At 72.6% G+C, this 13574-nt stretch carries 13 protein-coding genes and 2 pseudogenes; all 15 read left to right on the forward strand.

Annotated elements, in window-relative coordinates; genetic code table 11:
* A pseudogene (locus ACZ45Q_RS33755) lies at positions 1-160 on the forward strand (phosphocholine cytidylyltransferase family protein); the annotation flags it as partial.
* Positions 148-1209, forward strand: coding sequence for an iron-containing alcohol dehydrogenase family protein (locus tag ACZ45Q_RS33760; protein ID WP_468268939.1), 1062 nt, complete (start codon positions 148-150; stop codon positions 1207-1209). The pseudogene ACZ45Q_RS33755 and the gene ACZ45Q_RS33760, both read left to right, overlap by 13 nt.
* 13 nt (positions 1210-1222) lie before the next feature.
* Positions 1223-1966, forward strand: a complete 744-nt coding sequence (locus tag ACZ45Q_RS33765; RefSeq protein WP_468268942.1) for a CDP-alcohol phosphatidyltransferase family protein — start codon at positions 1223-1225, stop codon at positions 1964-1966.
* Positions 1967-1971: 5 nt separating this feature from the next.
* Positions 1972-2844: a glycosyltransferase family 2 protein gene (locus ACZ45Q_RS33770; RefSeq protein WP_468268966.1), complete on the forward strand. Its 873-nt coding sequence runs from the start codon at positions 1972-1974 to the stop codon at positions 2842-2844.
* A 98-nt stretch (positions 2845-2942) separates the two neighbouring features.
* Complete coding sequence (locus tag ACZ45Q_RS33775) at positions 2943-3872, forward strand: ABC transporter permease (RefSeq protein ID WP_468268945.1); 930 nt, start codon at positions 2943-2945, stop codon at positions 3870-3872.
* The gene (locus tag ACZ45Q_RS33780) at positions 3865-4644 is read left to right on the forward strand and encodes an ABC transporter ATP-binding protein (RefSeq protein WP_468268948.1); all 780 of its coding nucleotides are present in this window, start codon (positions 3865-3867) and stop codon (positions 4642-4644) included. The genes ACZ45Q_RS33775 and ACZ45Q_RS33780 overlap by 8 nt, the downstream gene beginning before the upstream one ends.
* A gap of 367 nt (positions 4645-5011) precedes the next feature.
* Complete coding sequence (gene hpnC / locus ACZ45Q_RS33785; protein ID WP_468268970.1) at positions 5012-5923, forward strand: squalene synthase HpnC; 912 nt, start codon at positions 5012-5014, stop codon at positions 5921-5923.
* A complete protein-coding gene (gene hpnD, locus ACZ45Q_RS33790; RefSeq protein ID WP_468268951.1) occupies positions 5920-6870 on the forward strand; it encodes a presqualene diphosphate synthase HpnD in 951 nt (316 codons plus the stop codon). The genes hpnC and hpnD overlap by 4 nt, the downstream gene beginning before the upstream one ends.
* Positions 6870-7025: a DUF6380 family protein gene (locus tag ACZ45Q_RS33795; protein ID WP_468268954.1), complete on the forward strand. Its 156-nt coding sequence runs from the start codon at positions 6870-6872 to the stop codon at positions 7023-7025. The genes hpnD and ACZ45Q_RS33795 overlap by 1 nt, the downstream gene beginning before the upstream one ends.
* A complete protein-coding gene (gene hpnE / locus ACZ45Q_RS33800; RefSeq protein WP_468268957.1) occupies positions 7022-8479 on the forward strand; it encodes a hydroxysqualene dehydroxylase HpnE in 1458 nt (485 codons plus the stop codon). Before ACZ45Q_RS33795 ends, hpnE begins: the two co-directional genes overlap by 4 nt.
* Positions 8480-8544: 65 nt before the next feature.
* On the forward strand, positions 8545-9609 hold the full coding sequence (locus ACZ45Q_RS33805; protein ID WP_468268973.1) for a polyprenyl synthetase family protein: 1065 nt from the start codon (positions 8545-8547) through the stop codon (positions 9607-9609).
* 119 nt (positions 9610-9728) lie between these two features.
* Complete coding sequence (gene shc, locus ACZ45Q_RS33810) at positions 9729-11753, forward strand: squalene--hopene cyclase (RefSeq protein WP_468268960.1); 2025 nt, start codon at positions 9729-9731, stop codon at positions 11751-11753.
* Positions 11753-12394, forward strand: coding sequence for a phosphorylase family protein (locus ACZ45Q_RS33815; RefSeq protein WP_468268963.1), 642 nt, complete (start codon positions 11753-11755; stop codon positions 12392-12394). The genes shc and ACZ45Q_RS33815 overlap by 1 nt, the downstream gene beginning before the upstream one ends.
* A 5-nt stretch (positions 12395-12399) precedes the next feature.
* Positions 12400-13422: an adenosyl-hopene transferase HpnH gene (gene hpnH, locus ACZ45Q_RS33820; RefSeq protein ID WP_468268976.1), complete on the forward strand. Its 1023-nt coding sequence runs from the start codon at positions 12400-12402 to the stop codon at positions 13420-13422.
* Positions 13423-13426: 4 nt separating this feature from the next.
* Positions 13427-13574 (forward strand): annotated as a pseudogene (locus tag ACZ45Q_RS33825) (flavodoxin-dependent (E)-4-hydroxy-3-methylbut-2-enyl-diphosphate synthase); the annotation flags it as partial.

The following is a 13574-nucleotide window of genomic DNA, read 5'->3' on the forward strand; positions in this document are numbered from 1 at the left end:
CTTCGAGCGCGACCCGCAGCTGTACTACGAGGACGGCTACCAGGAGCTGGTCGACCGGGGCTTCAAGGTCGACGTGGCCCCGATCGGCGACGTCAAGTGGGTCGAGATCGACAACCACGACGACCTCGCCAAGGGGCGGGAGATCGCATGCCTGTACTGACCAGGCTCATCCCCACCCCCGTCGTCGTCGACATCCGCCCCGGCGCCCTCGACGACCTCGGCTGCGTCCTCGCCGACGAGCGCGTCTCGCACTCCGGCCGGCTCGCCGTCGCGGTCAGCGGCGGCTCCGGCGCCAAACTGCGCGAGCGCGTCGCCCCCTCGCTGCCCGGCGCCACCTGGTACGAGGTGGGCGGCGGCACCCTGGACGACGCGATCCGGCTCGCCGGGGAGATGAAGAGCGGCCACTACGACGCGGTCGTCGGGCTCGGCGGCGGCAAGATCATCGACTGCGCCAAGTTCGCGGCGGCGCGCGTCGGCCTCCCGCTGGTCGCCGTGCCCACCAACCTCGCGCACGACGGGCTGTGCTCCCCGGTCGCCACCCTCGACAACGACGCGGGCCGCGGCTCGTACGGCGTGCCGAACCCGATCGCGGTCGTCATCGACCTCGACGTCATCCGCGACGCCCCCGTGCGCTTCGTCCGGGCCGGCATCGGCGACGCCGTCTCCAACGTCTCCGCGATCGCGGACTGGGAGCTGGCCAACCGCGTCAACGGCGAGAAGATCGACGGCCTCGCCGCCGCGATGGCCCGCCAGGCCGGCGAGGCCGTGCTGCGCCACCCGGGCGGCATCGGCGACAACGACTTCCTCCAGGTGCTCGCCGAGTCCCTGGTGCTCAGCGGCATCGCCATGTCCGTCTCGGGTGACTCCCGGCCCTCCTCGGGGGCCTGCCACGAGATCAACCACGCCTTCGACCTGCTGTTCCCGCAGCGGGCGGCGGCCCACGGCGAGCAGTGCGGCCTGGGCGCGTGCTTCGCGATGTACCTGCGCGGGGCCCACGAGGAGTCGGCGTACATGGCCGCGGTGCTGCGGCGGCACGGGCTGCCGGTGCTGCCGGAGGAGATCGGCTTCACCCCGGAGGAGTTCGTCCGCGCGGTGGAGTTCGCCCCGGAGACCCGGCCCGGCCGCTACACCATCCTCGAGCACCTCGACCTGAAGACCGAACAGATCAAGGACATCTACGCCGACTATGTCAAGGCCATCGGTAGCTGAACTACGCCCGGTCGTGCACCCCGCGGGGGTCAAGGACCGGCGCAGCGGTGAGCACTGGGCGGGACGCCTCTACATGCGCGAGGTGTCCCTGCGCGTCGACCGCTACCTGGTGAACACCAGGATCACGCCCAACCAGCTCACGTACCTGATGACCGTCTGCGGCGTCCTCGCGGCCCCGGCCCTGCTGGTGCCGGGGATCTGGGGTGCCGTGCTCGGTGTGGTCGCGGTGCAGCTGTACCTGCTGCTGGACTGCGTCGACGGCGAGATCGCCCGCTGGAAGCAGCAGTACTCCCTCGGCGGCGTCTACCTCGACCGGGTCGGCGCCTACCTCACCGACGCCGCCGTCCTGGTCGGCCTCGGGCTGCGCGCCGCCGACCTGTGGGGCACCGGCCGCATCGACTGGCTGTGGGCCTTCCTCGGTACCCTGGCCGCGCTCGGCGCCATCCTGATCAAGGCCGAGACCGACCTGGTCGGTGTCGCCCGTCACCAGGCCGGGATGCCGCCGGTGCAGGAGGCCGCCGCCGAGCCGCGCTCCTCCGGCATGGCGCTGGCCCGCAGGGCCGCCGCCGCGCTGAAGTTCCACCGCCTCATCCTCGGCATCGAGGCCTCCCTGCTGATCCTGGTCCTCGCGATCGCCGACACGTTCCACGGCGACCTGTTCTTCACCCGGCTCGGCACCGCCGTCCTGGCCGGCATCGCGCTGCTCCAGACGCTGCTGCACCTGGTGTCCGTCCTCGCCTCCAGCAGGCTGCGGTGAGCGCCGTGAAGGTCGGGGCCGTCATCATCACCATGGGCAACCGCCCCGAGGAGCTGCGCGCCCTGATCGACTCCGTCGCCAAGCAGGACGGCGACCCGGTCGAGGTCGTCGTGGTCGGCAACGGCTCCCCGGTCCTGGACGTCCCCGAGGGCGTGCGCACCGTCGAGCTGCCGGAGAACCTCGGCATCCCCGGCGGCCGGAACGTCGGCATCGAGGCCTTCGGACCCGGCGGCCGGGACGTGGACGTCCTGCTGTTCCTGGACGACGACGGCCTGCTGGCCCGTACCGACACCGCCGAGCTGTGCCGCGAGGCCTTCGCCGCCGACCCGTCCCTCGGCATCATCAGCTTCCGCATCGCCGACCCGGACACCGGCGTCACCCAGCGCCGCCACGTGCCCCGGCTGCGCGCCTCCGACCCGATGCGCTCCTCGCGGGTCACCACCTTCCTGGGCGGCGCCAACGCCGTCCGCACCACGGTCTTCGAGCAGGTCGGCGGCCTGCCGGACGAGTTCTTCTACGCCCACGAGGAGACCGACCTGGCCTGGCGGGCCCTCGACGCCGGCTGGATGATCGACTACCGGGCCGACATGGTCCTGTACCACCCGACGACCGCTCCCTCGCGGCACGCGGTCTACCACCGCATGGTCGCCCGCAACCGGGTCTGGCTCGCCCGCCGCAACCTCCCCGCCCTGCTGGTCCCGGTCTACCTCGGGGTCTGGCTGCTGCTCACCCTGGCCCGCCGCCCCTCGCGCCCGGCCCTGAAGGCCTGGTTCGGCGGCTTCCGGGAGGGCTGGAGCACCCCGTGCGGTCCCCGCCGCCCCATGAAGTGGCGTACGGTGTGGCGGCTGACCCGACTGGGCCGGCCCCCGGTGATCTGACAAGCTCGTGTCCGAGCCTCTCGGGACAGCCCGTCCCGGGCCGCAGACCGGCGCCCGTCCGCGCCGGTCGCGCATGTCGAAGACGAAAGTTTCCACTAGTGAGTGAGACAACGCACGACGGCAGGGTCGCGGTGGCCGCGCCCGTGTCACCCGACGAGGGCCTCACGGCGGCCGAGCTGGCCGCCAGGTACGGGCTGTCCGTGAGCGGTGCCCGCCCGTCCCTCGCCGAGTACGTCCGTCAGCTGTGGGGGCGGCGGCACTTCATCGTCGCCTTCTCCCAGGCCAAGCTGACCGCGCAGTACAGCCAGGCCAAGCTGGGCCAGCTGTGGCAGGTGGCCACGCCGCTGCTGAACGCGCTCGTCTACTTCCTGATCTTCGGTCTGATCCTCAACGCGGACCGCGGCATGTCGCGGGACGTCTACGTGCCCTTCCTGGTGACCGGCGTGTTCGTGTTCACGTTCACCCAGTCCTCGGTGATGGCGGGCGTCCGCGCCATCTCCGGCAACCTCGGACTGGTGCGGGCCCTGCACTTCCCGCGTGCCTCGCTCCCGATCTCCTTCTCGCTCCAGCAGCTCCAGCAGCTGCTGGCCTCGATGATCGTGCTGTTCGCGATCACGCTGGGCTTCGGCAGCTATCCGCGGCTGTCCTGGCTGCTGATCGTCCCGGTGCTGGCCCTGCAGTTCCTGTTCAACACCGGCCTCGCCATGATCATGGCGAGGATGGGCGCGAAGACGCCCGACCTGGCCCAGCTGATGCCCTTCATCATGCGGACCTGGATGTACGCCTCCGGCGTCATGTTCTCCATCCCGATCATGCTCAAGGACCACCCGGCCTGGATCGCCGACGTCCTCCAGTGGAACCCGGCCGCGATCTACATGGACCTGATGCGCTTCGCGCTGATCGACGGCTACGGCTCCGAGCACCTGCCGCCGCACGTCTGGGCGGTCGCGCTCGGCTGGGCCGTGCTGGTCGCCGTGGGCGGCTTCGTGTACTTCTGGAAGGCGGAGGAGAGGTACGGCCGTGGCTGAGCAGCGACAGGGCGAGCGGGTGCCCACCGTCATCGCCGACGACCTGCACATCGTCTACCGCGTCAACGGCGCCAAGGCCGGCAAGGGCAGCGCCACGGCCGCGCTCAGCCGCATCCTCAAGCGCGGCGAGGAGCGCGGCGTGCGCAAGGTGCACGCGGTACGCGGGGTCTCCTTCGTCGCCTACCGGGGCGAGGCCATCGGCCTGATCGGCTCCAACGGCTCCGGAAAGTCCACCCTGCTGCGGGCCATCGCCGGGCTGCTGCCCGCCGAGCGGGGCAGGGTCTACACCGACGGCCAGCCCTCGCTGCTGGGCGTGAACGCGGCCCTGATGAACGACCTCACCGGTGAGCGGAACGTCATATTGGGCGGGCTCGCCATGGGCATGACCCGTGAGCAGATCAAGGCCCGCTACCAGGACATCGTCGACTTCTCCGGCATCAACGAGAAGGGCGACTTCATCACCCTGCCGATGCGGACCTACTCCTCCGGCATGGCGGCGCGGCTGCGCTTCTCCATCGCCGCCGCCAAGGACCACGACGTCCTCATGATCGACGAGGCCCTGGCCACCGGCGACCGCAAGTTCCAGACGCGCTCCGAGGCCCGCATCCGCGAGCTGCGCAAGGAGGCCGGCACGGTCTTCCTGGTCAGCCACAACAACAAGTCCATCCGCGACACCTGCAACCGCGTCCTGTGGCTGGAGCGCGGTGAGCTGCGGATGGACGGCCCGACCGACGAGGTGCTCAAGGAGTACGAGAAGTTCACGGGCAAGTGACCACCACCGCGCCGGGCCCCGCCGGGACCGTCCCGGCGGGGCCCGGCGTCTGCAAAAGAAGCGTCAACTCCTCGGCGATGCCGGAATCTTGACGGTGCCCGGTGTGTTGGGCTGGTACGCGGGACACCCCCGAGGCCCCGTGCGCGGCGTACGACGTAAGCTGTACCGGTCCCCAAACGCGGCACATGGGGCAATAATGCCCGACACCCTCGACCGGGACCGCTGCTCGGGCGGCGTGTCCGAAATAGTGTGTATTGGGTCGGCAGTGTAGAACGGGAGATGTGACGGCAATGGCTACGGATACTCCCCACCTCCGCGCAGCGCGTGCCGTCGCAGTATGCGCCGTTCCGGCAGCGGGCAGCGGGCGGTGACGGTCACCGGCGCGGCGCGCGCCGCCGACCCGGTACGCGGCACGCTCGACAAGGCCTCGGGCGAGAACTTCCCCGTGGCCCCCTTCTTCCTGCCCCGCGCGTGGCGCGCCGACCTCATGGCCGTGTACGGCTTCGCCCGGCTGGTCGACGACATCGGCGACGGCGACCTGGCCCCCGGCGGCGCCGACGCCCGTCTGCTCGGCGTCGCACCCGAGCGCGCCGACGACCGGCTCGCCCTGCTCGACGCCTTCGAGGCCGACCTGCGCCGGGTCTTCGCCCCGCACGGCGAGGCCCCCCGTCACCCCCTGCTGCGCCGGCTGCTGCCGACCGTGCGCCGCCGTGCCCTGACGCCCGAGCCGTTCCTCGGCCTGATCGCCGCCAACCGCCAGGACCAGCTGGTACGGCGCTACGAGACCTACGACGACCTGCTCGCCTACTGCGAGCTGTCCGCCAACCCGGTCGGCCGTCTGGTGCTCGCCGTCACCGGCACCGCCACCCCCGAGCGCATCCGCCGCTCCGACGAGATCTGCACCGCCCTCCAGATCGTCGAGCACCTCCAGGACGTCGCCGAGGACCTCGCCCGCGACCGCGTCTATCTGCCCGCCGCGGACATGAAGCGCTTCCACGTCCGGGAGGCGGACCTCGCCGCGGCGAGGTCCGGCGCCTCGGTGCGCGCCCTGATCGCCTACGAGGCGCAGCGCGCCCGCGAACTGCTGGACGCCGGCACCCCCCTGGTCGGCAGCGTCCACGGCAGGCTCCGGCTGCTGCTCGCGGGGTTCGTGGCCGGGGGGCGCGCGGCCCTGCGGGCGATCGCCGCCGCCGACCACGACGTACTTCCCGGCCCGCCCAAGCCCGGCAAGGTGCAGTTGCTGCGCGAGGTGGGCGCGACACTGCGAGGAGAGGGGTGATCCGGACCGTGGAGACGCCGGCACACGCGTCCGCACCGGTACTCGCCGCCTACCGCTACTGCGAGGCCGTGACCGGACAGCAGGCACGCAACTTCGCGTACGGCATCCGGCTGCTGCCGACGCCCAAGCGCCGGGCGATGTCGGCGCTGTACGCCTTCTCGCGCCGCGTCGACGACATCGGCGACGGAGCGCTCGCCGACGACGTCAAGGTGGCCCGGCTGGAGGACACCCGCTCACTGCTCACCCGCATCCGCGAGGAGGCGGTCGGCGAGGACGACACCGACCCCGTCGCCGTCGCGCTCGCCCACGCCGCACAGGTCTTCCCGATCCCGCTCGGCGGCCTCGACGAGCTGATCGACGGGGTCCAGATGGACGTCCGCGGCGAGACCTACGAGACCTGGGACGACCTGAAGCTCTACTGCCGCTGTGTGGCGGGCGCCATCGGACGCCTCTCGCTCGGCGTGTTCGGCACCGAACCGGGGGCGCGCGGCGCCGAGCGCGCGCCCGAGTACGCCGACACGCTCGGGCTGGCGCTCCAGCTCACCAACATCCTGCGGGACGTCCGCGAGGACGCCGAGGGCGGGCGCACCTATCTGCCCGCCGACGACCTGGCCAAGTTCGGCTGCTCGGCCGGGTTCGCCGGGCCGCTCCCTCCGGAGGGCTCCGACTTCGCCGGACTGGTCCACTTCGAGGTGCGCCGGGCCCGCGCCCTGTTCGCCGAGGGCTACCGGCTGCTGCCCATGCTCGACCGGCGCAGCGGCGCCTGCGTGGCCGCCATGGCCGGCATCTACCGCCGCCTGCTGGACCGCATCGAGCGCGAGCCGGAGGCCGTGCTGCGCGGCCGGGTCTCGCTGCCCGGACGGGAGAAGGCCTACGTCGCCGTGCGCGGCCTGTCCGGACTGGACGCCCGGCACGTCACCCGCCGGACCGTCAGGAGGCGCGCCTGATGACCTCTTCCGGCACAGCGGACGCCCCGGGTCACGACGACACCGCCGGGGACGAACGGCGGGCAACCCTCCGGTGGCGCGCCGCGTCCCTGACTGAGACGGTCGGCCGTGCACCTTTCAACGACGGCCACCGCACAGGGGAGGGCGCACGATGACCCACGCCGACGGCTCGCGTCCCGACGGAGTGCTTCCGGACGCCCCGGCCCGCGACCTGACCGACCGGGCGTCCCCGTCCGGCCGGCACGCCGTCGTGGTGGGCGGCGGGCTCGCCGGCGTCACCGCGGCGCTCGCGCTCGCCGACGCCGGTGTGCGGGTGACCCTGCTCGAGGGCCGGCCGCGGCTGGGCGGGCTCGCCTTCTCCTTCCAGCGCGGCGACCTGACCGTCGACAACGGCCAGCACGTGTATCTGCGCTGCTGCACCGCCTACCGCTGGTTCCTCGACCGTCTCGGGGCCGCGGACCTGGCTCCGCTGCAAAAGCGGCTCGACGTGCCCGTCGTCGACCTCGCGCGGCCCGAGGGACGGCGGCTCGGCCGGCTGCGGCGCGACCCGCTGCCCGTACCGCTCCACCTCGGGCGCAGCCTCGCCGCCTACCCGCACCTCTCGCTCGCCGACCGGGCCCGCGTGGGCCGGGCCGCGCTCGCGCTCAAGGGGCTCGACCTCGCCGATCCGGCCCTGGACGACCAGGACTTCGGCAGCTGGCTGGCCGCCCACGGACAGTCGGCGCGCGCCGTCGAGGCCCTGTGGGACCTGGTCGGCGTCGCCACCCTCAACGCGGTCGCGGGCGACGCCTCGCTGGCCCTGGCCGCGATGGTGTTCAAGACCGGTCTGCTGTCCGACCCCGGCGCCGCCGACATCGGCTGGGCGCGCGTCCCGCTGGGCGACCTGCACGACCGGCTGGCCCGCAGGGCGCTCGACGCCGCGGGCGTGCGCACCGAGGTCCGCACCCGGGTCACCTCGCTCTGCGCCGCCGCGGGCGGCGGCTGGCGGGTCCAGGTGGCCGGCGAGACACTCGACGCGGACGCCGTCGTCCTCGCCGTACCGCAGCGCGAGGCGCACGACCTGCTGCCCGAGGGCGCGCTCGACGCCCCCGGCCGGCTGCTGCGCATCGGCACCGCGCCGATCCTCAACGTGCACGTCGTCTACGACCGGAAGGTGCTCGCCGCGCCGTTCCTCACCGCCCTCGGCACCCCCTTGCAGTGGGTCTTCGACCGCACCGAGGCCTCGGGCCTGAAGGAGGGCCAGTACCTGGCGGTGTCGCAGTCGGCGGCGCAGGACGACATCGACCGGCCCGTCGCCGAGCTGCGCGAGCGCTACCTGCCCGAGCTCGAACGGCTGCTGCCCCGCGCCCGGGGCGCCGAGGTCGAGGACTTCTTCGTCACCCGGGAGCGCACCGCGACCTTCGCTCCCGCCCCCGGCGTCGGCCGCCTCAGGCCCGGCGCCCGCACCAAGGCACCCGGCCTGTACCTGGCCGGCGCGTGGACCGCCACCGGGTGGCCCGCGACCATGGAGGGTGCGGTCCGCAGCGGTGTCGGCGCGGCCAGGGCCGCGCTCGCCGCCCTGGGCCGGTCCCGCGATCTCCTCCCGGACTTCCTCGAGGAGGCGGCATGAAGACCGAGCCGCGTGGGACCATCCGCACTCCCGGCACCGCAACTGGAGGAAAGACTGTGCCCACTGTGCCACCGGCCGAGACGGCCGCTCGACGGACCACGGTGGACGTGACCGCGCTGCTGGAGCGCGGCCGGACCCTTGCCACGCCGGTCCTGCGGGCCGCCGTCGACCGTCTGGCGCCTCCCATGGACACCGTCGCCGCCTACCACTTCGGCTGGATCGACGCCCAGGGCAACCCCGCGGACGGCGACGGCGGCAAGGCCGTGCGCCCCGCCCTGGCGGTGCTCTCCGCGGAGGTCACCGGCGCGGCCCCCGAGACCGGCGTCCCCGGCGCGGTGGCGGTGGAACTGGTGCACAACTTCTCCCTCCTGCACGACGACCTGATGGACGGTGACGAGCAGCGCCGCCACCGCGACACGGTCTGGAAGGTGCACGGGCCCGCCCAGGCCATCCTGGTCGGCGACGCCCTGTTCGCCCTCGCCGGCGAGGTGCTGCTGGAACTCGGCACCGTCGACGCCGGCCGTGCCACCCGCCGCCTGACCACCGCCACCCGCGCCCTGATCGACGGTCAGGCGCAGGACATCTCCTACGAGCACCGCGACCGGGTCAGCGTCGAGGAGTGCCTGGAGATGGAGGGCAACAAGACCGGTGCCCTGCTGGCCTGCGCCAGCTCCATCGGTGCGGTCCTCGGCGGCGCCGACGACCGCACCGCCGACGCCCTGGAGCGGTACGGCTACCACCTCGGCCTGGCCTTCCAGGCCGTCGACGACCTCCTCGGCATCTGGGGCGACCCGGAGGCCACCGGCAAGCAGACCTGGAGCGATCTGCGCCAGCGCAAGAAGTCCCTGCCGGTCGTCGCCGCGCTCGCGGCGGGCGGCAGCGCCTCCGAACGGCTCGGCGAGATCCTCGCCGCCGACGCCAAGACCAGCGACGTCGCGAACTTCTCCGAGGAGGAGTTCGCGGCCCGCGCCGCCCTGATCGAGGAGGCGGGCGGCCGGGAGTGGACCGCCGAGGAGGCGCGCCGCCAGCACGCCGTCGCCATCGAAGCCCTCGACACCGTGGACATGCCCGGTGAGGTCCGGGACCGGTTCACGGCGCTCGCCGACTTCGTCGTCGTACGAAAGAGATGATCACTATTGGTCGAATAGTCCTCGCGTAGTCGCCGGCCGGTGCCACGGGCACACCACGCACCGGCCGACGGCGGACCCGCAGCAGACGCACCGATTGAGCACTGCACGAAGGGGAAGCCATGACAGCGACGACCGACGGAAGCACCGGGGCCACCCTGCCGCCCCGTGCAGCCGCGGCCAGCGAAACCGACAGCCAAGCCCCCGAAGCGGCCGGGGTGGAGCAGGCAGCCGCACACGCCGTCCGGCGCGCCACCGACTTCCTGCTCGCGCGGCAGGACGCGGAGGGCTGGTGGAAGGGCGACCTGGAGACGAACGTCACCATGGACGCCGAGGACCTCCTGCTCCGCCAGTTCCTGGACATCCGGGACGAGGAGACGACCCGCGCCGCCGCCCTGTTCATCCGCGGCGAGCAGCGCGAGGACGGCACCTGGGCCACCTTCTACGGCGGTCCGGGCGAGCTGTCCGCCACCATCGAGGCCTACGTCGCCCTGCGCCTGGCCGGCGACTCGCCCGACGACCCGCACATGGCCAAGGCCGCCGCGTGGATCCGCGAGCGGGGCGGCATCGCCGCCTCCCGCGTCTTCACCCGGATCTGGCTCGCCCTGTTCGGCTGGTGGAAGTGGGAGGACCTGCCCGAACTCCCGCCGGAACTGATCTGGTTCCCCAGCTGGGTCCCCCTCAACATCTACGACTTCGGCTGCTGGGCCCGGCAGACCATCGTCCCGCTGACGATCGTCTCCGCCAAGCGCCCGGTGCGCCCCGCGCCCTTCCCGCTCGACGAACTCCACACCGACCCGGCCGTCCCCAACCCGCCCCGGCCGCTCGCCCCGGCCGCCAGCTGGGACGGCGCCTTCCAGCGGCTGGACAAGGGGCTGCACGCGCTGCGCCGGGCGGTGCCGAAGCGGGTGCGCAGGGCCGCGATGAACACCGCGGCCCGCTGGATCATCGAGCGGCAGGAGAACGACGGCTGCTGGGGCGGCATCCAGCCCCCGGCCGTGTACTCGGTCATCGCGCTCTACCTGCTCGGCTACGACCTCGAACACCCGGTCATGCGCGAGGGCCTGAAGTCGCTGGACCGGTTCGCGGTGTGGCGCGAGGACGGCGCCCGGATGATCGAGGCCTGCCAGTCCCCGGTCTGGGACACCTGTCTGGCGACCATCGCGCTGGCCGACGCCGGCGTCCCCGCCGACCACCCGCAGCTGGTCAAGGCCGCCGACTGGATGCTCGGCGAGCAGGTCGTGCGCCCCGGCGACTGGTCGGTGCGCCGTCCCGGACTCCCGCCGGGGGGCTGGGCGTTCGAGTTCCACAACGACAACTACCCCGACATCGACGACACCGCCGAGGTGGTCCTCGCGCTGCGCCGGGTCCGGCACCACGACCCGGAGCGGGTGGAGAAGGCCATCGGGCGGGGGGTGCGCTGGAACCTCGGCATGCAGTCGAAGAACGGCGCCTGGGGCGCCTTCGACGTCGACAACACCAGCCCCTTCCCCAACCGGCTGCCGTTCTGCGACTTCGGCGAGGTCATCGACCCTCCGTCGGCCGACGTCACGGCGCACGTCGTGGAGATGCTCGCGGTCGAGGGCCTGGCCCACGACCCGCGCACCCGGCGCGGCATCCACTGGCTGCTCGCCGAACAGGAGGCGGACGGCTCCTGGTTCGGCCGCTGGGGCGTCAACTACGTCTACGGCACCGGCTCGGTCGTCCCCGCCCTGATCGCGGCCGGCATCCCCGCCTCGCACCCGGCGATCCGCCGGGCCGTCGCCTGGCTGGAGTCCGTCCAGAACGACGACGGCGGCTGGGGCGAGGACCTGCGCTCCTACCGGTACGTCAGGGAGTGGAGCGGCAAGGGCGCCTCCACCGCCTCCCAGACCGCCTGGGCGCTGATGGCCCTGCTGGCGGCGGGGGAGAGGGAGTCCAGGGCCGTCGAGCGCGGCGTCGCATGGCTCGCCGCGACCCAGCGGGAGGACGGCTCCTGGGACGAGCCGTACTTCACCGGCACCGGCTTCCCCTGGGACTTCTCCATCAACTACCACCTCTACCGGCAGGTGTTCCCGCTCACCGCCCTCGGCCGGTACGTCAACGGCGAGCCCGCCGTGCTGACGCCGACCGCCGCCCGGCCGCTCACCGAGGCGAAGGGCAGCTGATGGGTTCCCCGCCCGCCCCGGCCCCGCTGCTGGTCGCCTGCGCGCTCGGCATCGAGCACCTCGCCCTGCGCACGGGGGACCGTACGGGGGCCGGCGGGCCGGTCACCGTGCTGCGTACCGGCATGGGACCCAAGGCGGCCGAGCGCTCGGTCACCCGGGTGCTCGCCGACCCGGCGCTCACCGACGCCGCCGTGCTGGCCACCGGCTTCTGCGCCGGACTGGCCCCCGGCATGCACCCCGGCGACCTCGTCGTCGCCGGTCAGACCCGGGACCCGCGCGGCACCGTCGACTGCGCCGGGACCGAACTGCTCGTCAAGGCGCTCACCCGGGCCGTGCCCGGCCGCACCGTCCACACCGGGCCGCTGACCGGATCCGACCACGTGGTCCGCGGCCCCGAACGGGCGGAGCTGCGGGCGACCGGCGCGATCGCGGTGGACATGGAGTCCGCGGCCACGCTGCTGAGCGCCGTGCGCACGGGCACGCGCCCCGTTGCGGCCGTCCGGGTGGTCGTGGACGCTCCGGAACACGAACTGGTCCGGATCGGCACGCTGCGCGGTGGAATATCGGCTTTCCGCGTCCTTCGCTCCGTACTTCCCGCATTCTTCGAATGGCACCGATCCCTGCTGCTCCCCAGGAGGTGAGCCAGATGGCCATGCCGCTGCGCCAGTCCATCAAGGTCGCTACTTACTTGGCCGAACAGAAGCTCCGCCGGCGGGACAAGTTTCCGCTCATCGTCGAGCTGGAACCGCTGTACGCCTGCAACCTGAAGTGCGAGGGATGCGGCAAGATCCAGCATCCGGCGGGCGTGCTCAAACAGCGCATGCCGGTCGCCCAGGCCGTCGGGGCGGTGCTGGAGTCCGGCGCCCCGATGGTCTCCATCGCCGGCGGGGAACCGCTGATGCATCCTCAGATCGACGAGATCGTGCGCCAGTTGACAGCCAAGCGGAAGTACGTCTTCCTGTGCACCAACGCGCTGCTGCTGCGCAAGAAGATGGACAAGTTCCGGCCCTCCCCGTACTTCGCGTTCGCCGTGCACATCGACGGACTGCGCGAGCGGCACGACGAGTCCGTGGCGAAGGAGGGCGTCTTCGACGAGGCCGTGGCGGCCATCAAGGAGGCCAAGCGCCGCGGCTTCCGGGTGACCACCAACTCGACCTTCTTCAACACCGACACCCCGCAGACCGTCGTCGAGGTCCTCGACTACCTCAACGACGACCTCAAGGTCGACGAGATGATGATCTCTCCCGCCTACGCCTACGAGAAGGCCCCCGACCAGGAGCACTTCCTGGGCGTGGAACAGACCCGGGAGCTGTTCCGGAAGGCCTTCGCGGGCGGCAACCGGCGCCGCTGGCGGCTCAACCACTCGCCGCTGTTCCTGGACTTCCTCGAAGGCAAGGTCGACTTCCCCTGCACCGCCTGGGCGATCCCGAACTACTCCCTCTTCGGCTGGCAGCGGCCCTGCTACCTGATGAGCGACGGCTACGTGTCGACCTACCGGGAGCTGGTCGAGGACACCGACTGGGACAAGTACGGCCGCGGCAAGGACCCGCGCTGCGCCAACTGCATGGCGCACTGCGGCTACGAACCCACGGCCGTCCTCGCCACCATGGGGTCCCTGAAGGAGTCGCTGCGCGCGATGCGCGAGACGGTCTCCGGAAGTCAGGGGTGACGCCGTGACCGCCGTTCCCCTGGGCCTTCCCGAGCTGCCCGCCACGCCGGTCGCCGGGCGCCGGAAGAGCCGGCAGATCCAGGTCGGATCCGTGGCGGTGGGCGGGGACGCCCCGGTGTCCGTGCAGTCGATGACCACCACGCGGACGTCGG

Source organism: Streptomyces sp. NPDC031049, assembly GCF_055571015.1.

Excerpts from the sequence above, each read along its gene's own strand:
- hpnE (WP_468268957.1), top strand. The coding sequence starts at position 7,022 with ATGACCCACGCCGACGGCTCGCGTCCCGACGGAGTGCTTCCGGACGCC.
- ACZ45Q_RS33760 (WP_468268939.1), top strand. The coding sequence starts at position 148 with ATGCCTGTACTGACCAGGCTCATCCCCACCCCCGTCGTCGTCGACATC.
- ACZ45Q_RS33795 (WP_468268954.1), top strand. The coding sequence starts at position 6,870 with ATGACCTCTTCCGGCACAGCGGACGCCCCGGGTCACGACGACACCGCC.
- ACZ45Q_RS33815 (WP_468268963.1), top strand. The coding sequence starts at position 11,753 with ATGGGTTCCCCGCCCGCCCCGGCCCCGCTGCTGGTCGCCTGCGCGCTC.
- hpnH (WP_468268976.1), top strand. The coding sequence starts at position 12,400 with ATGGCCATGCCGCTGCGCCAGTCCATCAAGGTCGCTACTTACTTGGCC.
- shc (WP_468268960.1), top strand. The coding sequence starts at position 9,729 with ATGACAGCGACGACCGACGGAAGCACCGGGGCCACCCTGCCGCCCCGT.